Origin of the sequence: Methanospirillum hungatei, from assembly GCF_019263745.1 — an archaeon.
GTDB lineage: Archaea > Halobacteriota > Methanomicrobia > Methanomicrobiales > Methanospirillaceae > Methanospirillum > Methanospirillum purgamenti.
Map to the genome: position 1 here is coordinate 1,380,763 of NZ_CP077107.1, position 22,377 is coordinate 1,403,139.

21 protein-coding genes are annotated in these 22,377 nt (G+C 46.5%); 4 read left to right on the top strand and 17 right to left on the bottom strand.

Translation table 11 applies throughout. The features are described from left to right. Nucleotides 1–50: 50 nt before the first annotated feature. The 5 genes from KSK55_RS06485 to KSK55_RS06505 all read right to left on the bottom strand — a co-directional run bounded on the left by KSK55_RS06485 (nucleotide 51) and on the right by KSK55_RS06505 (nucleotide 4,311). On the bottom strand, nucleotides 51–950 hold the full coding sequence (locus KSK55_RS06485; protein WP_218608613.1) for an adenosylcobinamide amidohydrolase: 900 nt from the start codon (nucleotides 948–950) through the stop codon (nucleotides 51–53). Then, the gene (gene nrdD, locus KSK55_RS06490) at nucleotides 947–1,309 is read right to left on the bottom strand and encodes an anaerobic ribonucleoside-triphosphate reductase (RefSeq protein WP_214420473.1); all 363 of its coding nucleotides are present in this window, start codon (nucleotides 1,307–1,309) and stop codon (nucleotides 947–949) included. Before nrdD ends, KSK55_RS06485 begins: the two co-directional genes overlap by 4 nt. Nucleotides 1,310–1,364: 55 nt before the next feature. Then, complete coding sequence (pyrF, locus tag KSK55_RS06495) at nucleotides 1,365–2,000, bottom strand: orotidine-5'-phosphate decarboxylase (protein WP_214420472.1); 636 nt, start codon at nucleotides 1,998–2,000, stop codon at nucleotides 1,365–1,367. 5 nt (nucleotides 2,001–2,005) lie between these two features. Beyond that, the gene (locus tag KSK55_RS06500; protein WP_218608614.1) at nucleotides 2,006–2,923 is read right to left on the bottom strand and encodes a deoxyhypusine synthase; all 918 of its coding nucleotides are present in this window, start codon (nucleotides 2,921–2,923) and stop codon (nucleotides 2,006–2,008) included. Between the two features lie 92 nt (nucleotides 2,924–3,015). Beyond that, on the bottom strand, nucleotides 3,016–4,311 hold the full coding sequence (locus KSK55_RS06505; protein ID WP_218608615.1) for a tRNA(Ile)(2)-agmatinylcytidine synthase: 1,296 nt from the start codon (nucleotides 4,309–4,311) through the stop codon (nucleotides 3,016–3,018). A gap of 130 nt (nucleotides 4,312–4,441) precedes the next feature. Between KSK55_RS06505 and KSK55_RS06510 the strand changes: the two genes are divergently transcribed. Both KSK55_RS06510 and thsA read left to right on the top strand, forming a co-directional pair. Beyond that, on the top strand, nucleotides 4,442–5,362 hold the full coding sequence (locus tag KSK55_RS06510; protein WP_214420469.1) for a transcriptional regulator: 921 nt from the start codon (nucleotides 4,442–4,444) through the stop codon (nucleotides 5,360–5,362). Between the two features lie 53 nt (nucleotides 5,363–5,415). Further along, on the top strand, nucleotides 5,416–7,071 hold the full coding sequence (gene thsA / locus KSK55_RS06515; protein ID WP_214420468.1) for a thermosome subunit alpha: 1,656 nt from the start codon (nucleotides 5,416–5,418) through the stop codon (nucleotides 7,069–7,071). Nucleotides 7,072–7,100: 29 nt separating this feature from the next. Here thsA and KSK55_RS06520 read toward each other — a convergent pair whose 3' ends face one another. Beyond that, nucleotides 7,101–7,607: a chemotaxis protein CheW gene (locus KSK55_RS06520; protein WP_218608616.1), complete on the bottom strand. Its 507-nt coding sequence runs from the start codon at nucleotides 7,605–7,607 to the stop codon at nucleotides 7,101–7,103. A gap of 482 nt (nucleotides 7,608–8,089) precedes the next feature. Here KSK55_RS06520 and KSK55_RS06525 point away from each other — a divergent pair, with 482 nt between their 5' ends. Beyond that, entirely contained in the window at nucleotides 8,090–10,495 is a 2,406-nt protein-coding gene (locus tag KSK55_RS06525) for a methyl-accepting chemotaxis protein (RefSeq protein ID WP_218608617.1), read from the top strand. 1 nt (nucleotide 10,496) lies between these two features. Here KSK55_RS06525 and KSK55_RS06530 read toward each other — a convergent pair whose 3' ends face one another. Together KSK55_RS06530 and rimI are read right to left on the bottom strand one after the other, a co-directional pair. Continuing rightward, on the bottom strand, nucleotides 10,497–11,432 hold the full coding sequence (locus KSK55_RS06530) for a CAP domain-containing protein (RefSeq protein WP_218608618.1): 936 nt from the start codon (nucleotides 11,430–11,432) through the stop codon (nucleotides 10,497–10,499). A gap of 66 nt (nucleotides 11,433–11,498) precedes the next feature. Next, nucleotides 11,499–11,963, bottom strand: a complete 465-nt coding sequence (gene rimI / locus KSK55_RS06535; protein WP_214420464.1) for a ribosomal protein S18-alanine N-acetyltransferase — start codon at nucleotides 11,961–11,963, stop codon at nucleotides 11,499–11,501. Between the two features lie 74 nt (nucleotides 11,964–12,037). On the opposite strand from rimI, the gene KSK55_RS06540 reads away from it, so the two are divergent. Next, nucleotides 12,038–13,297, top strand: a complete 1,260-nt coding sequence (locus KSK55_RS06540; RefSeq protein WP_214420463.1) for a DUF1015 domain-containing protein — start codon at nucleotides 12,038–12,040, stop codon at nucleotides 13,295–13,297. A 13-nt stretch (nucleotides 13,298–13,310) separates the two neighbouring features. Here the strand turns inward: KSK55_RS06540 and KSK55_RS06545 are convergent, their stop codons facing one another. From KSK55_RS06545 to KSK55_RS06585, 9 genes are all read right to left on the bottom strand, one after another. Beyond that, complete coding sequence (locus KSK55_RS06545; RefSeq protein WP_218608619.1) at nucleotides 13,311–14,312, bottom strand: hypothetical protein; 1,002 nt, start codon at nucleotides 14,310–14,312, stop codon at nucleotides 13,311–13,313. 44 nt (nucleotides 14,313–14,356) lie between these two features. Further along, nucleotides 14,357–15,343, bottom strand: a complete 987-nt coding sequence (locus tag KSK55_RS06550; RefSeq protein WP_218608620.1) for a hypothetical protein — start codon at nucleotides 15,341–15,343, stop codon at nucleotides 14,357–14,359. A 135-nt stretch (nucleotides 15,344–15,478) separates the two neighbouring features. Next, nucleotides 15,479–16,435 (bottom strand): hypothetical protein, encoded by a 957-nt coding sequence (locus KSK55_RS06555; protein WP_218608621.1) that lies wholly within the window; start codon nucleotides 16,433–16,435, stop codon nucleotides 15,479–15,481. A 175-nt stretch (nucleotides 16,436–16,610) separates the two neighbouring features. Continuing rightward, nucleotides 16,611–17,363 (bottom strand): uroporphyrinogen-III C-methyltransferase, encoded by a 753-nt coding sequence (gene cobA / locus KSK55_RS06560; RefSeq protein ID WP_218608622.1) that lies wholly within the window; start codon nucleotides 17,361–17,363, stop codon nucleotides 16,611–16,613. Beyond that, a complete protein-coding gene (gene hemC / locus KSK55_RS06565) occupies nucleotides 17,356–18,243 on the bottom strand; it encodes a hydroxymethylbilane synthase (protein WP_218608623.1) in 888 nt (295 codons plus the stop codon). The genes cobA and hemC overlap by 8 nt, the downstream gene beginning before the upstream one ends. Beyond that, nucleotides 18,228–19,487, bottom strand: a complete 1,260-nt coding sequence (gene hemL, locus KSK55_RS06570; protein WP_218608624.1) for a glutamate-1-semialdehyde 2,1-aminomutase — start codon at nucleotides 19,485–19,487, stop codon at nucleotides 18,228–18,230. Before hemL ends, hemC begins: the two co-directional genes overlap by 16 nt. Further along, nucleotides 19,480–20,457 (bottom strand): porphobilinogen synthase, encoded by a 978-nt coding sequence (gene hemB / locus KSK55_RS06575; protein ID WP_218608625.1) that lies wholly within the window; start codon nucleotides 20,455–20,457, stop codon nucleotides 19,480–19,482. Before hemB ends, hemL begins: the two co-directional genes overlap by 8 nt. Further along, a complete protein-coding gene (hemA, locus tag KSK55_RS06580; protein ID WP_218608626.1) occupies nucleotides 20,436–21,710 on the bottom strand; it encodes a glutamyl-tRNA reductase in 1,275 nt (424 codons plus the stop codon). The genes hemB and hemA overlap by 22 nt, the downstream gene beginning before the upstream one ends. Further along, nucleotides 21,707–22,327, bottom strand: a complete 621-nt coding sequence (locus tag KSK55_RS06585; RefSeq protein ID WP_218608627.1) for a precorrin-2 dehydrogenase/sirohydrochlorin ferrochelatase family protein — start codon at nucleotides 22,325–22,327, stop codon at nucleotides 21,707–21,709. Before KSK55_RS06585 ends, hemA begins: the two co-directional genes overlap by 4 nt. Nucleotides 22,328–22,377: the final 50 nt, after the last annotated feature.

Genomic DNA, 22,377 nt, shown 5'->3' on the forward strand with positions numbered 1-22,377 from the left:
TACTCCCGGAGGGTGAAAGTATTCAGGGTTTAAAAAAATGTAAAAATAAATTATATTTTCAAGAAAAGAGCCTTTAATTCCTCAAGTGAGGCTTCAGGATTTCTCTTGAGATGACTGGTAACCCGGGGATCATGGTTTAACGTACACCTGGTGCAACTCCACACCGAAGCCTTTCCTGGTTTCTCAATCCAGTCTCCAAGGGTTGTGTCACCACATGGGTAGAGAGGACAATAGCAGAAATCACACCGCTGGCCTTCAAAATGACACGGATAATAAGGGCAGTTCTTTTTTTCCCATTCAATCCAATGTGAACCACCCATACTGGACTGGATAAAAAACGAAGGCTTTTTTCGCTGAATAACTCCAGTCTGTCTCATAAGGGCCTGTTGAGTTCCAAAGAACACCGTCGCATGAATGCGCTGCCCAATCTCTGTTGCACTTCCTGCATACCTGACATCTCCAGATCCTTCGGTCGCAATCGCCACTGCATCTGTAACGGTACCTGCAAAGGAGTGACCAATATTTCGGAGTGCTAATGACTTTGCTTCAGTCACGGTAATCACAGCATCAACAAGACCCTGATCTGAAAAATTCTGGACCATTACTATAATATTTATTGTTCCCGCTGTGGGAGGAGATTGGATTACATCCGAACCGACAGGATCCGGATGTGTGACACCTGCGGTAATAAAGACAGTGAGACTATCCCAGGAGAGAATACAAAGTGTATTCATCGACACTGCGGTGAGAAGACCTGCGGTAGATTTTTTTGACAGTCCAAGAGATAAAACCAGAGTTTCAAGTTCCCGATCGGGATCACCTGAAAAATTGTTTGAGACCTGATGATTAATGAGTGTTGTACAGTCCCTGATTCCACCATCCAGACTGGAACTACATACGCGAAATTTCCCCCTGACAATCAGGGATGATGAGTTGAGGTAGTACCTCATGTGACACTATATCGCTGACGATCTTTGAGTTCCTGCTGTTTTCCTGCATTCCACCCGGAGACATCCTGTAGATATCCGGTCACCCGGCTAATCTGGACAACATCATGACAGCCGCATTCCGGACAAACCGGTTCACCACAAAGTGGACAATATTCAATCGTTGCAGCAATTTCATGTGAACAGTCACAATTGTCCAGCGGGCACATGATTTCCGGATTTACATCTCCACAAACAGGGCATGGACTCTCATCAACAATCAGGTGGCAGGTATGACATTTGTATTTACGTTCACTTACAGGGATCTCTTCCTTGCAGGAATACTTCTCTGCCAGTTCACGCTGCTCTATCGTCCAGTTCATAATCTTAATTCACCTTTTCATTCCTTAACACATTGGGTTGTTTAGTAATTTCAGATCAGGTTCTGAAACGGGAATATTCCTCTGCTGCAGATCCCGGATCTTTTGCTTCGTAAATAGCGCGACCAACAATAATCCCGTCAACAATAGAAGCAATTGCTGCAGGATCTCCTCCCTGGGCTCCTACTCCAGGTGAGAGGATCTTTTTTGTTCCGATCAGGGTGCGCAGAAGTGAGGTTCGTTCAGGTCTTGTTGCAGGTGCAATTATTCCATCAGCATTTGTCTCACAGACCAGACCTGCAATCCGCTCAGCAATTCCTCCATGGAAAAAATCAACTGCTCCAGGATGACTCATCTCTGTTACCACATAGCATTCACCACCATGGTCATGGGCTGTTTCCACGCATGCAAGAACAGAATCCCTTCCCACAAATCCATGGCATATGATGCCAGAAAATCCATGAGAAAAGACTTCTTCTGCAATAAGACGACTGGTATTAGGGATATCTGCAACTTTAAAATCAGCTATCAGCGGGAGACCTTCATCAGACAACTGGTTGGCTATTTCCAGACCAGCAGCCAGAACCAGGGGATATCCGATCTTAATAGCATCAATAAATGGAGCGGTCTTTTTTGCAATTGATAATGCATCTTTCCCTGTAGATACATCAAGTGCCAGAATGATGTCAGTCATAATAGTTACTCCAAAACTGCGGATATAATCAAAGGAAATGTAATTGTTGCATCTCCATACACCGTCACCGTCTTTGCATCTTCATCGACCTTCCCCCATGACCGTGCTTCATCAAGTGTTGCGCCTGAAAGCCCTCCAAGGTCCGGGCGATCGCCGGTTAGTTGAACCGCATATGTAAACCCTTTCGGTGTCATAAGCATGCTTTGCAGGATATAATTCTTCGGAACCCCTCCTCCGACAAGAAATGCTCCAGCTTTTTTCGTAGCAAAGCATATGTCCATAATTTTATTCATATCGCCAAAAGCATCGATGATAACCTTATGAGTCTGCCGATATAACCAGAACTGCAGACCGATCATGGAATCCTGAACTGCTGGACAAAATACAGGGATTTTTTTCCGTGCAGCCGTTGCAAGAATTCCACTAGGCAGATGAGAACCGATATAAGCAAGTAATTCTGAAATTGAAAGAACAGTTCCATCAGGTATTTTTGACAGAACATCCTGCATGAACTCCTCAAATTTTATAAATGACTCATTTGGGAGATATACATCATAAATTCTGTTGATCTCATCATGGCGAAGCTCAACATCATTACACTTCTCGGTCCCACGGAAATGATGGCATCCGATAGCTTCGATAACATCATGAGTCAGGTTTGCCCCGGTAGAAACCAGTACATCAATATGCCCTGATTCCATCAAATCCGAAACAATACCCCCCATGCCAGCAGGGACCATTGCCCCTGCGAGCCCAAAGAAACGAGTAACATCAGCGTCCTTGTACATCGTACCGGTGATCTGAACCGCACGTGAGAGAGCGCCACCATTATACGCTCCCGCTTGTTCCATTGCCTGAATGAGAGATTTAACTGTCATATCAGACGTTAGATGGACCTGTCGAACCGGCACATCACATTCCATGTCTTATAGATAGGCACTCTCATGCCAAGTACCTGACGTGTAAAAAAGTGGATGGAAAAACCTATCCATAATGTTTGAACAATACAATTTTCTCAAATTTGCTGCCCATTTAACAATAACTGACTGCGATGAGCAGGGAGATACGAAGGATCAGGCGGAACAAATCCTCGTCTCATCGGGCGAGAAAGATGCCGCCTCGCTCCAGGAGGAACCTCATACCAACCTGGTGTGATTGTCCGTGATTCAAATGTTATCTCCGGTATTTTTTCCCTGGCCCCACAACGTTTACATTTAAACCCTTTTTTATAACCGGCGCTGGTCATGCGTTTTCCACATTCCGGACAAAGAGGAGGGGTTTCTTTTGAGTATGGCTCTGCAGAAAAGACGTAGATCTTTTCCAGGTTGAGGGTTTCTTTTAGATAACTTCCGGCAACCAGTAATTCATCGCCTGGCCGTAATGACCGTACTATGTCTCTGAATTTTTTGGTTGGCTCAAACGCCATACAGGATATCACAACTTCACGAGTCTTGAAATCAAAAGAGACATGCCCTCCCACGCCAGTTTTCGGTTTTGTGCACACAAATCCTCTCATGAGATATGATATGCCATTTTGAGGGAGGCCTGAATCATAAAATACGAGATGGGCATCAGTTCCCTGATTTGTCATCCATATCTGATACATACCGGGTTTTTCAGATTGAATCGCCGAATATGCGTGATCAACCGAATATGGTGAATCGCCCCTGATTCCAAACAAAACCGGATCCGGAGTATGCGGGATACAGACCGGACTATTCAAATCAGAATCCCAGGTGTCCCAGGTGTGAGGAGATGTAATATCTTCAGAGAGACGAAGACTATCTGCATCAACTTCTCTTGGTAGCGAGAACCGTCCTGGTTCTCTATATGCAAGCAGTTCCCAGGTGTGATCAGGAAATTCACTACAGACAGCAGCGGCGGCTCCGATAAGACCACGTCCAAGTTTATATCCCTGGTAGTGGAGAACATGCGAAGGAAGGAATGAACGTGCTTCATCGATGGTGCAAATTCCGCTGACAGCTTTCCAGTAAAAATCAGATGGCGGCTTCTTCAAAGAGACTACAATTCCAGGATGAGTATTTTCACAGGATAATGATGCATGTTTTAAAACAATACTGCATGTAAGATCAAACGTATAATCTGGATCACCGATTACGGACAGAGAAATCGCTGCGTTTCCGCGAGTTTTGTATGGTATGGTAGGATTTAACCTTACCAACCGGGTACTGATTATTCTCATACCCTTCGCTTTGATAATGGTAGCCAGAAGAGCACCAAGCCAGGTAGTACACATACCATCCGGAGCATCGGTATCATCCAGACCGATATAAAAATGAATATTTGTCATATTTTTTCATCTGCTCCCCATATTGAGTGATTCTACAAGATTAGGCCCATATGGATTTTTGGTCTAATAACCACCTGCGCACCACATTCCTTATGTACAGGAATTATACAAGTACCAAATACGGTAGTACATGTCCCAGGATCGTCTGCTTCGTAATGTCATCAGTGTGATGATCATGGCAGGATATGAAGTATCCGAAGTTTTCGCAATGAGACCTAAGAGTTTTGACATCATTGCCGGAAATGGTGAACGGATTGTTGTCCTGAAGGTGATTTCTCATATTGATAGCATCAGTGAAGAAAATGCACGGGACCTGGACAGGATTGCCCGCAATCTCAGTGGAACACCGCTGATTGTTGGTGAGAGAGCCAGGGATGCTGAGCTGGAACGAGGTGCGGTTTATGTCAGGTATGGAATTTTTGCGATAAACTACCCAACCTTGCATGACTATTTTGTAGAAGATTCACCACCTCTCATTTATGCATCACCAGGAGGTCTCTATGTGAATATCAGCGGTGAACGCCTTCGTGAACTTCGTGAACATTCTAACCTTTCATTAGGAGATCTTGGTCAGATACTAGGTGTTTCCAGGCGAACTGTTGCGAAATACGAATCAGGAATGGGGACTACCATTGAAATTGCTCTCAGAATTGAAGAGACGTTTGATTCAGGAGTAGTAGAGCCTATTGATCTGATTCAATCCAAATCGCAGTTCAAAGAACATAATAATCTCACAACCCCAGAGGAAATGCCGATTCAGGCTGCAATTGAGGAGATGGGGATGCATGTCCAACCCATGCATCATGCTCCTTTCCAGGCTCTCGTAAGATATGATTCTCACACAATATTGACAGGATATGGATCATCTCAGAAGGTAGCCAGAAGGGCAGGAATCATAGGCAACATTTCCCAGGTGACGCGAACTCATGCCATGTGTGTAATGACCGATGATCACAGGCAGCGCAGAATAGGGCGTACTCTGATGATTGGAGAAGATTCCCTCCTTTCTCTTGATGAACCTGACGACCTCATCAACTTGATTCTAAACTGATATTTTTATATAGAACCACTAAACAACCTTATCCTACAACGTGGTGATATTTTATGGCTACACAACTTGGAGGACAGCCAATTCTTATTCTTAAAGAAGGAAGCTCCCGTACTCGCGGGCGCGATGCACAGGGCATGAACATCGCCGCAGCAAAGGCCGTTGCAAATGCAGTCCGGACTACACTCGGACCAAAAGGCATGGACAAGATGCTGGTCGATACCATCGGTGATGTTGTCATTACCAACGATGGTGTAACCATCCTGAAAGAGATGGATATCGAACACCCGGCTGCAAAGATGATGGTTGAAGTCGCAAAGACCCAGGATGATGAGGTCGGCGATGGAACTACCACTGCAGTAGTTATTGCAGGAGAACTCCTGAAACGCTCTGAAGAACTCCTCGAACAGGATGTTCACCCAACGGTTATCGCACATGGATACCGGATGGCAGCAGAGAAGGCACAGGACCTGCTCAAGACCATTGCAATCGATGTCAAGGCAAAAGATACCAAGATACTTAAGAAAATTGCAGAAACTGCGATGACAGGAAAGGGCGCAGAGGCAGCAAAGGAAAAACTCTGTGATCTTGTAGTCAAAGCAGTCACCATGGTTGCAGAGACTGATGGAACGGTTGACACTGAAAATATCAAGATTGAAAAGAAAGTCGGTGGTTCAATCGAAGATTCCGAGATCATTCTCGGCATGGTCATTGATAAGGAACGTGTTCACCCGGGCATGCCTGAAAAAGTCACCAAGGCTAAAATCATGCTCCTCAACGCCGCTATCGAGTTCAAGAAAACCGAAGTGGACGCTGAGATCAATATCACCAGCCCGGACCAGCTCCAGGCATTCCTTGATGAAGAAGAGCGGATGATTAAGGCCATCGTTGACAAAGTTGTCAAGAGTGGAGCAAAAGTCGTCTTCTGTCAGAAGGGTATTGATGACATAGCACAGCACTACCTTTCAAAGGCAGGAATTCTTGCGGTTCGCCGTGTTAAGAAATCAGACATGGAAAAACTCAACCGTGCAACCGGTGCATCCATCATCTCCAGCATCGATGCAATCCAGGGATCCGAACTTGGATTCGCAGGCTTAGTTGAGGAACGCAAAATCTCCGGCGAAGAGATGATCTTTGTTGAAGAATGCAAGAACCCGAAGGCTGTCTCTATCATCGTTCGTGGTGGAACTGAACATGTCGTTGCAGAACTTGACCGTGCCTTTGAAGATGCAATCCGCGTAGTCGGTGTTGTCCTCGAAGACAAGAAGTGTGTAGCTGGTGGCGGTGCTCCGGAGACTGAACTCTCATTACGTCTTCGCGAGTATGCAGCAAGTGTCGGTGGCCGTGCACAACTCGCTATCGAAGCATTTGCAGCAGCACTCGAAATTATCCCCCGGACCCTTGCAGAGAATGCAGGTCTTGACCCAATCGACATGCTTGTTGAACTTCGTGCAGCACATGAGAAGGGTCAGAAGACTGTTGGTCTGAATGTCTTTGAAGCAAAGCCGGCAGACATGTACAAAGAAGGCGTTGTTGAGCCTCTCCGTGTCAAGACCCAGGCAATTGCAAGTGCAGCAGAAGCAGCAGTTATGATCCTGCGGATCGATGACATCATCGCATCAGCAAAATCAGCAGCACCTGACATGCCACCAGGCGGAATGGGAGGCATGGGCGGTATGGGTGGAATGGGCGACATGGGCATGGGTATGTAAGTACCCCCATACCAAACACTCATCTAAAATTATTCAAGAAGGGATGACGATGTTTCTGTTGTCCCGGTTAAAATTTTTTTCACATCAACCCAGATAATAAGTCGTTTGTCTGATTCACGGTTTTCTGATCCATCTGTTTTAATTCCCTCGTCTTCACCCAGTTTTATGATCCCCTGAACATATTCGGTAAGATGCTCATCAACCCCACGAATATTCGTGTCAATATTAATCTCATCAACAGTCAGAACACTGTGAACCTCATCAACAATTACTCCGACACTGGTATTTTCAAAAGCATCAGGAACCAGAACCATAATCTTTTGTTCATTTCGTTCCTTTGCAGGTGAAATTCCAAGAAGATGATGCAAATTTATTATTGTAGTTATTTCACCACGTAGGTTGAGAAGACCAGTTACATGAGAAGGTGCCCGCGGGATTGGTGTAATCGGTAGCATCTCTACAATTTCACGGGCAATCCCAATATCCATGGCATAAGATTCTCCCCCTAAGTCAAACTCGAGAATTTCAACTACCATACCTGATGAGTGATATATTCTTTACAGGTTTCAATCTTTGGAATGACAAATACAAAAGAAGTGTTCGTTGAAAATAATCAGGGAATGTGGAAAGCAGGAGAATAACACCTGCCTATGTGTGCTGATTATAACCCCCCGGATATCTCATGCCTGATATGTTCACACAAATCCCTGACAATAGTTCAATATTTGAAGACCAATATATAAATTTTCGGTAATATTTTTCAAAAATCTTTTAATGAATGAAATGAACGGGATACATGAGAATTTTTTATAACTGCGAGAAAAGTGTATTCTAGATTTTATTTTTCATTTAGAATTATATATAAAAAGAAAACCCAGATTTTCTTATAATGAATGAAATATACTACATAAAATATTAGAACATGAGAATACACGAATTGACTCATTTTTTTCAGATTGCGGAGTAATTCCGCGCAGATATTCATCACTATATTGCCCCTTCATGGTTACCTGCGGCAATGGAGCAACCATTTTCAGGAAAAATCAAGAAGGAATCATTTTCAACTTTACAGAGAAAGCATTACTATCTGAACGTTAGCAGGGGCATTTTTAAACAGGGAAGTAGTATGGCTGGAAATCCAATTAAAGTATTATTTGTTGAGGATAATGAAGATCACGCCTTTCTTGTTATCCATGAGTTGAAAAAGGGTGGGTATGATCCGCTTCTGAAACGAGTTGAAACCCTGGAGGATGTACGCTCATCACTAGACTCTGAAAAATGGGATGTAATTCTTTGTGACTACAGTCTGCCTGGATTCAACGGTGTTGATGTAATCGAAGAATACCGAAAACGTGATCTTGACTACCCGTTTATCATTGTTTCCGGAGAAATTGGAGAAGATACTGCAGTTACCCTGATGAAACGAGGCGCTCACGACTATGTTTTCAAAGGGAATCTGTCACCTCTCCTTCCTGTTATCGAACGAGAGATCCGAGAAGCGGAAAACAGGAAAAAGCGTCGTGAAATTGAAGAATTACAGCGAGCTGAAGCGATAAAATTCAGGGCGATGATTGATTCTTCGTATGATGCCATCACACTTTTTGACGATGATATCCTGATAGAATGTAATGCGACTACTCCTCAAATCTTCAAAGTCCCAAATTCGGACACGATAATAGGAAAATCTATCTACTCCCTGGTTCCTGATAAACAAGCAGATGGCACATTATCGAGAGATTTTTTTAGCAAAATTATTACATCTGCCAAACAGGGTATGGCCCAGGACGTTGAGTGCATCATAAACCGCTTTGATGGCTCGACCTTTGATGTTGAACTCACCCTGACAATTCTCAATCTTCCTGAAGGGCCACGTATCCAGGCCACATTCCGTGACATTAGCGAGCGGAAGAAAGCAGAGCGTTCAATGCACGAGCAAATGGAGACCATAAAAGAGCTTCAGCAGCAGGAGATGACAATGATTAATCAAAACCCGCTGCCACTCCTTCTTATGGATCTGAAATTAAAAATCCAAAAAGTAAATGCTTCATTTTTGGAGATGAGCGGGTATTCTGAACAGCAACTACTTTCAATGCGGGCGAATGATTTTAAGGTTTTAGAAAAATCCGGATCAGGTCTTCGTGATGCCCTTACGACGAAAAAAGCGGTAACCGGTCAACTCATCGTAGAATTCCCGACAGGTGTCCACCATATTGAACAAGATATTATTCCGCTTCTGGATAAGCATCACGAAGTGGTCAGTGTCATGTCCACATATAAAGACAAAACAGAGGAGATACGAAAAGAGAAGGAGATCCAGCGGATGATGAAAGAAGCTGAAGAACATGCGAATCTGCTGGATATTGCTGCACAAGATATTGGAGAAGCCTTTGCCCTGGTTTCGAACGGTGATATGACAACAGAGATACTGAAACGGGAAAACGATCCGCTCCTGCTTGTCAAAGATAATGCAAATAAAACCATCGCAGAACTTCGAAAAGCACTTCAAAAAGTAAGCAGAGTCTCAACCAGCGTCTCGGAAAATATGGGAGAGATAAGTAAAGGTTCTTCAGATATTGCCCAGGCTACACAGGCAGTTGCAAAAAATACCATGCAGTCATCAGAAATTGGAAAAAATCTGATAGAACACATGGAAGATATAACAAATCAAATTTCCACTCTGTCTGCTTCCAATGAAGAGATTACCAGCACAAGCCAGGAAGTATTGCGCCATGCACGGGATGTTGCAACACGAGGTGGACAGGCGCAGACACTTGGCAATGAGGCAAATGATAAAATGGGCCTGGTAATGAAGATTGCCCAGGAAAGCGTTGAGGATATTGACGAACTAAACTCACAAATCAGGGAGATCAATAAAATCGTCAAGATGATCAATGACATAGCCGGTCAGATCAACCTGCTTGCCCTGAATGCAGCTATTGAAGCAGCCCGTGCTGGTGATGCTGGAAGAGGGTTTGCTGTTGTTGCAGGAGAAGTCAAGAACCTAGCTGCTGATGCCCGGAAGGCTACAGATCATATTGCAGATGTAATTACTGCAATTCAGCGGAGTAGTGAAAAAACCTCAACTGCAATACGATCATCCCATTCTGAGATCGCAATCGGTGTGGAAAGTGTAAACAAGACCATTGAATCCTTAAATATCATGGTCAGTGGTGCTTCAGAGGTTACCCGGGATATGGGCGAGATTGTTCGGGCGATAGAAGATCAAGCAAACATTGCTACATCAATTGTCAACACAGCCCGTGATGGAATAAACCTGACACAGGATAACCTCACTCAGATAGAAGAGTTGTCAGCCCTGGCAGAATCTGTTAGTGCATCAGTCCAGGAGATCAATAGTGCAATTGTGGAAGTAGAGGAACTCTCCGGAGAACTTCGAACACAGATACAGGCATTTAAAATATAAATTAAAAGAAATTTTGAGTGGCATAATAATATTCTCCATCAAATGCCACCCCTATTCCTATTTTTTCATGGGCAGGAAGGAGTAATGCTTCCTTATGAGGAGGACTGTCCATAAAGGATTCAACTGCTACTCTGGCAATTTCATGAGGATCATCGTTTAATATCTCCCCAAATCCATAGACATTCTTCTCCACGGGAATTTTTACAATGTTTTCCCCAATGCCAAAAAATGATGAGCCGTCAGACAGAATCCGGGATTGATCATAATGATGTCGTTCTGCCCGGTCTACTGGGTCTTCTCCATCTGGATTGGTATGATCAAAAAAATCCCTCTTCGCCATGTCCTGACTGTGCTCCACAGCAATGATGTCAAGATCTGAATCCCGGGTTAATGCCCCAAGACTTCTCAATGCCCGTTCCTCATTTGAAAAATCAAGGATAATATCTGCGATCTGCTCGTTTAACCACTCCTGAGGCCGGGTATAGGTACCCTCGATGACAACCGTACCACCGGTGATAGCGTCATTTTCAGGATTCGGATCAGGAGTCAGTGAAAAACCTGCTCCAAATACTGCACCTGCTGTATATGAACCAGGAGGAATTGTATCAGGCAGTGTACCTAAAAACTCCCGATGAGCGGTCTCTCCAGGCCGCAGAAATGAAAATTGCACTGAGCCGACTTCATAATCTGCCGGTGTAATCTCATCATCCAAAGAAAGATACAGGATTACTTTTCGGCTCATCGAGATCATGTGACCATAGTTTACAGCAGTAATTCTTCCGAAAAAGGGTGCTTCTGGTGCAGACGATGGTTGGACATCAAGAGAGACCAGCCCGAGATCAGCAGATGTTTCCTCACCAGTTGCACAAAATGGAATGATAAGTAACAGGAAAAGACAAACAAAATTTATACACTTTTTTCTATTGATTCTCATCATTTTTCTGAACCAAAAATTGTTGCAGAATAAAACTCTCATCTGAAAAATGTTAGTGTTTCTGGTAATTCAAAACCGGAACCACCGCATCATCACAATCGCATCTTCTGTATCTGCATAATATCCACAAATCTGAAACACCGGTTCATATCCAAGTTTTGTATAAAACTGAATTGCGCCGGTATTCGAAACTCTGACTTCCAATTGCATGGCAGTAGCTTTCTGAACCATAACAGCCTGCTCTGCCCGTTTGACCAATGCAGTACCTATCCCTGAATTTCTCTTATCCGGTGCTACAGCCAGACTACAGATATGCCCGTACCTTTCTTCACCGGTATTCTCAACACCACAGATGATATACCCTTTAATAGTCCCAAGGGATTCTGCGATAAATACTGTATCAGCAAAGGTCGCGATGGCCTCTTCAAGCGTTTCACGCGCCCAGGGATCCGGGAAAGAACTTCGTTCAATCCACTGTACACCCATAATATCCACCGGAGTCATTTTTCTGATCCGGAGACTTCCTTCCTGCATCAAAGCCTGTACTGATCTGTCAGTGTTATCATATAGAAACAGGGGAATATAGGTAAGAACACCTGGTGCCTGACATGGTTCATGTATATCCTTTTAGAGCAGTAAGACCTGCCCCAGGAAAGGCAGAAGAGATTGCTGCAGTCCCTTATGATGTGGTTAGTGCTGAAGAAGCACGTGAGATCATCTCAAACCATCCGTTCAGTTTCCTCCGGATAAGCCGGGCTGACGCACTGGTTCCAGACATTGATCCCTACAGCACTGAAGTCTATGAACTTTCCCGCAATATTTTTGATGAATATCGGGAAAAAGGCCTTTTTATCCAGGACGAAAAGCCTGCAATGTATGTGTACCGGGTATACGACGCAGATAAAACCTATACCGGTATTGCATGTTGTGCTGATACAAGGGAATATGAAAGCGGGGAGATCCGGCGTCATGAACTCACCCGGTATGATAAGGAAGAAGATCGGACCAGGCATATTGACACCATGAATGCCAATACCGGTCCGGTTGTTCTTCTCCACGGAGCTCATGCAGAGATAAAAAATATTTTGAAAAAAGTAGTTGAGGGGAACTCGCCGGATATGGTAACCTCTGCAGCCAATGGCAGCAGACATGAGATCTTTTCAATAACCGATTCAGAAATTCTTGAACGACTCTCTGAAATATTTGTCTCTATTCCAGCACTCTATATCGCTGATGGTCATCACCGGTGCAAGTCTGCGGTAAATATTGTTGAGAAAAGAAAAAAAGATGGAGCGAAAGTCCCTGAAGAGACGCATCATGTCCTGGGTGTAATATTTGCCGAGGATGAAGTCAAGGTACATGGGTATAGCAGACTCCTCACTGACCTCTCCCCCTTAACTCCGGAGAGTTTCTTAAAAAAGATTTCAGATATCGCACATATCACACCATATGGGGAGGCTGACAGGTCATCCTTTGCTTTAAAACCAAAAATAGGTGGAAAAGAAGATCACGTTTTTCATTTATACATCAAAGGAACCTGGTATGAATGTGTTATCCCCCATAATCCTAAGATAACAGATATCAGAGGTCTTGACGTGAGTGTTCTTCAGGAACAGATTCTGATCCCCTTCTTAGGAATCACAGATCCTCGAGGTGACCCCAGACTCCAATACCTGGGAGGTGCCCGTCCGATTCGCGATCTGATGACAAAGGTTGACAGCGGAGAGTTTGCTGCAGCACTAGCAATGCAGCCAGTGGATGTAAGAACGGTATTTTCTATTGCAGATGCAGGTGGAATTATGCCACCAAAATCAACATGGTTTGAACCAAAACTCCTAAGCGGACTACTGGTTCATCTGCTTGAATAAAAAAAATCTATTTTTAGAGTTCCGCTGCCCTGATGGTATAGGCAGTTGGGGGAACCGGGATCGTGACATTCAGGTCATCCGGTGACGTGACATCAGTTGCCGAAGCAATAAATCCATCATATTCTGAAGGCTTTATTCCTGCAATTATCATATCCTGACCGGTATATGATCTTGCAGTCAGATGATAATTCCCACTCCCCCGCTTTCCATAGATTTTTACATAGTAGAGTTTTTGCTCATCCGGTTGTGATAACCCAACATATGCATTACTTCCAAGGCCGATATCTGCTGCAACTGCAACACATGGTTTATACTTCGGATTACACCCCTCATACACATATACATCAAAGTCCGGACCACAGTTCTTGGTTACAAACAGATCAACATCTGCTTTGCTCTGCATCAATGGGGCATTATTGTCACATGGGCCGGATAGTATCCACTCAACATATGAACGATTTCCCGAAAGACGGTATGCAAATGTTTTAGATTCGCCGGCATTTAAAAATCCATTCTGAACATTATCCCGATACACCGTTGCAGGAACACAGTCAGCCGGATTAAAACACGGCCCTCCATAACATGTCGTTGTAATTGGACATTCCTTATCAACCAGAAGTGAATATTCGGCAAATGCTCTCTGGTTCTCCACAACAATAAACCACTCACCTGACTCCAGGTGCATGGTCTGTGAACTGGATGGTTTGAGAGAACTGACATCCGCATATCTGGTTACATGAATTGATGAAGGAACCCAGGTACTTGATGCCTTCTTTGCATACAGGGATAACTGACTATCAGGATCACCATTCAGCAGAATCGTTGCAGTACAGGGAACCTGCACAGTATACATCTTATTCTGCCCGGCATACAGGGCATTCGCAAAAGACTCTGTTGAGGCACCCATAACCAGGCAAGGCATAGAGATCAAGGCAAGTGCTAAAAGAATAATGAACCATTTTTTTTGATATTCCATATCTGACCCATCCAGCTCTTCCTGTGTGATCTCGAGCATGATGGTAATGAATCTTACCAATTGTAAGCAGGGTAAAAAAGAGGTTATTGAGATGAAACTGAAACAAATTCAGCCGTTGGTGCTGCAATAGAGGAACTTACAGCCGTATCTGCTCCAGATCCTGAGCCTGCACTTGAATAGTCTACTGAAGCAGTAGAAGCATACACTGGTGCAGAGGCAACAATAATTGGCGTATCTCCATAGCACTTGTAACTGTTCATCCGCAGATTATACGTCCCGCTTCCACTGCGTGCATATACCATCACATAATAGGTAGAGCCACGCTGCGGATTGGAAATCGAAACATATGCATTCGGTCCATTCGCATAGTAATTTGTATTGCAGTAAGAATACTGCGGGTTGCAATCTTTGAAGACATACAGATCAAAGTTTGGACTAAACCAACTGCCGCTGAATACCTGACTTCCCATCGAGGAGACAATGATTGGGGTATTTCCGCCTGAACCGGTCAATGTCCACTCAATCTGTGATCTTCCATCGGTTGGTATAAAGTATCCATAGACTGCTGCCTGGCCTGAGTATAGGAACCCTGATCTATCTACTGTCTTATACGGACTACATGGACCTGGTGTCGGAGGCAGAGGTGTTGGAACCGGTCCAGGTGGGAAGCAATTGCTATCTGCAGTCACATATGCCATTCCACTTCCTGATCGAGCATACACTACAACACACCAAAGACCCTGATCAAGATACAGAGTAGCACTTCCACCATTTCCACTTGAGTACGCGTACTTGTCATAATGACTCATAATATAGTCATTCGACGGACAGGTCCCAGGTGAACCATAATTTTTCATTGCATAGAGATCAAAAGCTGCTCCATAGGGTGACTGGACGGTTATCTGTGTTCCACAATATCCATACACCCCGATTTCATGCATTGCTGCAGAACCCTGCCACAGACGGTATGACTTGGGAAAGTCTGCCGTGTATCCACTAGCCGATGAGATTACCAGTACACAGGTAATGAGTAGTAAAAGGGTTATTCCACGAATCCACATTTTTCGCATATGTATACACTCCCCAAGGCCGATGCCTTGTTCTGTTTGATACTATCTACGAGATATGATTAAAGCTTTTCAGGCCGTCGTTCCGAATTTTTTCCGGAACAAAAAAAAGGTTTTCCGGAAATTAATACATCCCAATCATTCTGCAATGACAATTTCTGCAGTTGGGGCTGATACTTCTGAACCTGATCCGGTATCATCAGATGCAGTTGATACTGATTCCATTCCGGTGGAGGCCACGATGATTGGAGTGCTGCCACTACACTTGTAGCTGTTCATCTTCAGGTTGTAGGTACCACTGCCGCTGCGGGCATAGACCATCACATAGTAGGTTGAACCACTGGATGGTGGAGCTACTGAAACATAGGCGTTCGGGCCATAGGAGTAGTACCGGGTGTTGCAGTATGAGTTCCGTGGATTGCAGTCTTTAAAGACATACAGGTCAAAGGTGCTGCTTCCATAAGAACTACTTTCAACAGACTGACCAGCAGAAGCGACGATGATTGGTGTGCTTCCACCAGAACTGGTTGAACTCATTGACCACTCAATTTTCGATCTTCCATCAGTCGGGATGTAATATCCATACACTGCTGCCTGGCCCTGGTTTAAGAATCCCTGACGGGTATCAGATTTATAGACGCCACAGGGAGTCGGGTAGGGTGTGGGGTAGGGAGTTGGATATGGAGTCGGATATGGACAGTTAGAGGTCACCCGGAGCGAATATGAACCGCTTCCTGAGTATCCGTATACGACCAGACACCAGGTTCCTGCTTCAAGAGTCATTGATGCAGTTCCGCTATATCCGTACGCAACCTTGTCATAGTTGTACAGGATTGAGTTTGGTGACGGACAGGAGGCTGACCCCCATTTCTTCTTTGCATACAGATCAAACCGTGCTCCATAACTCGAGGTGACTGTTGCTGTTCCCGGACAGTTCAAAGTAACCTCATACACCTGGGAGGTCTGTCCCTGCCAGAGTGATGCCTGTTGTTCACTGAGTACACTAACTTCTTCAGCTGAGGCCGGTAATGCCACCAGAGCACATACGATGAGCATCAGACATGTGATGCTAATTTTCCAGAAGGTTCTCATCATTCCACTCCTCAAGGCGTATTGCCTTGTGATGAAACATACTCTCATATGTGACCTTATAAGGCTTGTTGTCAGGAAATATCCAGAGTACAGTGTTTTTTACAAAAAGGAAAATGCCCTATGAATGCCTCTGTTACCGGCGCCGGGGACATCAATTCTGATAATCGGAAAAATGAGGTTACCGGGGGATGACATGCTCACCGGTGTATAGTGAGACCACGCCACCGATTACTATCACTGCGGGGGGCCTGACCTTTCGTTCCTGCGCACGTTCTGCTATTGTTTCAAGGGTTCCAATCGTTTCACGCTGATCAGGCCGAAGCCCGCGCTCAATCACGGCAACCGGTGTTGCAGCGTCCATCCCGTGATCCACGAGAAATTTCGCTATCTTCCCGAGGTTTTTGACACCCATCAGGATGACGATGGTGCCTCGTGACTTTGCAAGCCAGTCCCAGTCAATAGCTGATTCTTTCTTTGTGGGATCCTCATTACCGGTCAGGATGGTTACCTGTGATGCAAATTTCCGGTGAGTTACCGGTATTCCAACCGATGCAGGAACAGCGATGGCACTGGTCACACCAGGGACAACCTCCACTGATATATTATGCGCCCTTAATGTCTCCAGTTCCTCACCCCCCCGTCCGAACAGGAACGGATCTCCTCCTTTTAATCTGACAACACTCCGGCCCTGCTCTGCATAGGAGACCATAAGCTGTTCTATCTCATCCTGCTCGCGGGTGTGATGATCCCCGTACTTTCCGACATCTACTTTCTCAGCATGGGCCGGAAGGCTAGCCAGAATCTCATCACCAGGGAGCTGGTCATAGAGGATGACCTCAGCCAGATCCAGAACTTCCCGTGCCCGTTTTGTCATGAGGCTCAGTCCACCCGGACCTGATCCTACCAGATATACCGTACCTTTCTTATCCATGTGTAATTCCCAGCCGCTCGTATGCTTCGCTTATCAGATCTCCTGCCTTCTCCCTGACTTCCATACCGAACCGGCCTGCATCGTCAATATCTGATACCATTCGTTCAAGCCTGAAGTGGCGGTCACCTTCAAGAGAGAGAACTTCTGCAATCATCATCCGGTCCTTGCAATAGATCCCAAGCGGGGTGAAGCATCCGCCCCCAATCATCTCCATAACCCGCCGTTCAAGCATGGTATCCATCCTGGTCCCATAGTCATCGATTTGGGATACTATACCAGTAATATCCGGGTCTGTCCGTGATACCACCGCAATGGTCCCCTGGTTTGGGGAGGGAACGTGCACATGAGGATCCAATTGAAACCCGTCCAGCGTCATGGACAGTCGTTCAAGACCAGCCTTTGCAAGCATGATGGCATCATACTCACCTATCTGCAGTTTGGAGAGCCGTGTGTTCACATTCCCCCGGAGTGGTCTGATATCAGCCCAGGGCAGATTGCGACGACACTGGGCGGTCCGCCGGGTGCTGGATGTGCCAAGTGTTGTGATTTCATCCAGCTTCAGGTCAGTGACGATATAGTCACACGGCGAATCACGGGCAAGAATGGCAGACGTAACCAGACCTGATGGCCGCTCTGCAGGGATGTCCTTCATCGAGTGAACGGCAAGATCAATCTTATTCTGCTCCAGTGCATCGTCAAGTGCCCGGACAAATACTCCCTGCCCGCCGATCTCATGAAGGGGGACTCCTGTCTGTTCATCCCCTGCAGTGGAGATGAATACCATCTCCGTCTCAACCCCGAGTTCCTCAAGCAGGGTGCAGACCTTTACTGCCTGGGCTTTGGCAAGTTGTGATGCCCTGGTTCCTACGCGGAGAGGCATGATGCATACGCTGAAGAGAGGTATTCAACATCCGAATCAGAATGAGCAGCCGACAAAAAGTTCGTCTCAAACTGTGACGGGGGTAAAAAGATCCCCTTTTCCAGCATCTTCTCCCAGAATGCCCGGAATTTTATCGTGTCTGATTCTTTTGCCTGGGCATAATTTTCAGGAGGCGATGAGCGGAAGAAGAACTTGAACATGGATCCGAGTTTCACAAATGAGCCCGCTTTCCCCTGGCATGACTCCCCGATCACGGTAGTCGCCTTATCAAGATGGGTATACATCTCCTTTCGTGCATGAATCTCCCGGAGTGCTGCAACACCCGCTGCAAGACTGAGCGGGTTTCCGGAGAAAGTTCCAGCTTGATACACCGGTCCGGCAGGTGCGATACGTTCCATGATCTTTCTCTTCCCGCCAAATGCTGATAGGGGGAGTCCTCCGCCTATTATCTTACCCAGAGTAGTGATGTCCGGCGTTACCCCGAAGAGTTTCTGTGCTCCACCAATACCCACCCGGTATCCGGTAATGACCTCGTCAAAGATGAGCAGGATATCATGTTCAGCAGTTATCTTCCGAACCTCCTGCAGGTATCCGGGCTTTGGAAGGACCGGGCCGATGTTTCCCATCACCGGTTCCAGGATCATCGCAGCGATTTCATCACCGCATTTTTCCACCAGAGAGACGAGTGACTCGGTGTCATTGTATGGAACCTGCCTCGTGTGCCGCACGATATCTGACAAAACTCCTGCAGAATCAGGCTGACCAAGGGTTGTACATCCTGACCCTGCCTGGACAAGGACTCCGTCATGAGCTCCGTGAAATCCGCCTTCTGTCTTGATGATTTCACTCTTTCCGGTATATCCCCGTGCAAGCCGGATTGCTGCCATGGTCGCTTCAGAACCGGTGGTGACAAACCTGACCATCTCAATGGACGGATGGTCAGCAATAAGGATCTGCGCCAGATCTATCTCTGCCGGAGTCGGGGTGCCATACAGCCAGCCGTCACTCAGGGCAGAAGAGATTGCAACTCCAACCGGTTTACAGGCATGACCCAGAATCAGAGGTCCGTATGCCCCACAGCAATCGATCAGTTCAATCCCGTCTGCAGTATATATCCGGGAGCCAACTCCCCGTACTGTGTAAAAGGGGTGTGGCTGTATTGCCCGGACCGGACTTGAAACACCACCAGGCATCAGCTCCCTGGCAGTGGTATAATATTCCCTGCTCTTTTCACAATTATTCATCAAGCCACCTGCATATATCTTCAGCAAAATAGGTTATGATAAGGTCTGCACCCGCCCGTTTAAGCGAGACCAGACTTTCCATAACGACCCGCCGTTCATCAAGCCAGCCCTTCTCTGCTGCAGCCCGGATCATGGAATACTCTCCTGATACCTGATATGCTGCAACCGGAAGGCCGAGTTGTTTAATGTCAGTAATAATATCCCCAAACCACCCTGCCGGTTTGACCATCAAAATGTCTGCACCTTCTGCTGCATCCTGTTCAGATTCCCGATATGCTTCCCGGCGGTTTGAGACCGGAGCCTGGTACCCGGTCCGATCCCCGAATGAAAACCCAGAACCCGCCGCTTCACGGAACGGACCATAGAGGGCGGAGGCAAATTTCGAGGAGTATGACATGATGAGGACTTCCTGATGCCCATAATCATCAAGGGCTTCCCGGATGGCAGCAACCATGCCGTCCAGCATACAGGAGGGAGCGACAATATCTGCACCTGCTTCTGCCTGCGAGACAGCAATCCGCTGCATCATCTCAAGCGATGCATCATTCAGAAGGTTTGGCCCGTCACAACACTCGCCCACATATCCACAGTGCCCGTGATCGGTATATTCACAGGCACACAGGTCAGTGATAATGACCATATCAGGACATGCCTGTTTCATTGCCCGGGTCACCTGCTGGATAACCCCATCCGGTGCATATGCTCCTGAGGCTTCTGCATCCTTGACGGACGGGATACCAAACAGGAGAACGGCACGGATACCGGCTCTCTTCAGCCGTATTACAACATCCCCGGCCATAGAGACCGGCCAGCGGTTTTGTCCGGGCATTGCCTGAATCGGAACCGGCCCTGCTATGTTCTCATCAAAAAAGAGCGGTGCAATCAGGTCATCTTTCCCAATATGGGTCTCTGCAAGCAGCGGGATAATCTTCCGTCTGCGAAGTCTTCTCAATCGTACGTGCGGGAACATAACATCTCTCCTCTGGTAATAGCACCAACCAGGTCCTCTGCAATCTTCATCTCTCCCCGTTCAGCACAGGTCCGGATAGTGAGGGTGACATCGGTGAGCAGTTTCCTGGTCAGCACCCGTGTCAGATCATCGGTCACATCACGAAGCCGGTCATCACACCCTGACAACCTGCTGAGAGCTCTATCCCGCTCCCTGATGCGAATCTGCTCAGCCCAGCTGTGCAATGTTGCCAGGAGCTCATCTGCTGCCTTCCGGTTAAAGAGCCGGGTAAACTGAACCAGCTCCTGGTCAAGAAACTCCCGGACCTTCTCAGCCGCTTCTTTTCTGAACTGTGCGGTATCGTCATTGACTTTCCGGAGATCATCTATCGTGTACAGACAGACTCCAGGGATTTTCCCGACATCCTCCTCAACATCCCGTGGCTGGGCAATGTCTACAATCAGGAGCGGACGGCGGGAATTATCAAGCGGCCATGACCGTCCCTTCAGTGCTTCCATCACCTCATCAACTTTGATAACCGGATGAGGAGCAGCGGTGCAACAGATGATGACATCAGACATCGTCAGATACCGGTAGAGATCTCCCATCAGAACTGCCGTCCCGTGAACCTTCTCAGCAAGTCGCTGGGCCCGGTCAAATGTCCGGTTCGCAACATAAATTGCAGATAACTGTTTCGCAGCAAGTGCCTGGGTGACGAGAACCCCCATCTCTCCGGTCCCCAGGACAAGGATGTGCCGGCCTGCAAGCGAACCCAGGAGTTCATCAGCCAACAGAACCGCTGCAGACCCGATCGATACTGCACCCCGGTTAATCCCACTCATTCTCCGGGCCTCGGACCCGGCATGGATTGCCTTGTTAATACAGAGGGTGATCAGAGGGTCAGCAACCGACATCGATTCAGACTGGCTCAGGGATTTTCTGAGCTGTCCCAGGATCTGGTCCTCACCGATGACCATCGAGTCAAGACCGGCTGCGAGATCGAGAAGATGGGATAAGGCATCTCCATCCTCCCACATTTGCCACCCGGCCCTTCCTTCACTCTCGAGAAATGTGCCAAGGAGATCTGCACTCCCGTGCACCATGATCTCTATCCGGTTACAGGTCTGCAGCAGGATGACTCCTTTAAACCACTCCCCTGCACGAATTAGGAATGCCTCTTCATCAGGAAACCGGACCGATTCCATGTCTGCAACCGATGCAGAATGATGAGATATTCCTGCTATGGTGAACGGAGAAAAGAGCGCATGAGTCATATAGCAAATCTCCTCTGTACATATTCCTGGGCTGCATTCATTCCATTTGTAAGGGATTTTCTTGTTTCAGGGTCACGGAGAGCAGCATACAGGACAGTATCATATGAATCGGTACCGGTCCGATCCCCCCGGTACGTGTCCCGGATCCATTCGCCCAGGAGAATGAGATCATCAAGATCAGGAAACGTATTCTCGATCTCTTCACGGATCAGCCGGGATACTGCCGGGACCGAACCAGAGGTGCTGACCGCGATGACATACCGGTTCCCAGATATCTTTGCCGGAAGGACGACATCACTTTGTTTCCCCGCCGCTACATTGCACCAGATATGTTCACGGGTGCAGGCGCTTTCAATCAGTTCGTTTAATTCAGGATCTGATGTGGCAGCGATGACCAGTGATACATTGTGAATCATATTTCGCAGGGTTTCAAGGTCTCTGGTCAGATTGCAGACCTCCGTTCTGACCGGGATTTCCTGAAACTCCGGGTGAAAAGAACGACTGTATACGACGACGTCTGCTTCATGTGCGAAGTATCGTGCCTTTCTGGCTCCGACTACCCCTCCCCCGAAAATGATTACTTTCTTTCCGGTAAAGTCAATCATCAGGGGAATCATTCGTATGAGTTTTGTAGGTAGAAAATATCAATCTGTCCAATTATTCCTGA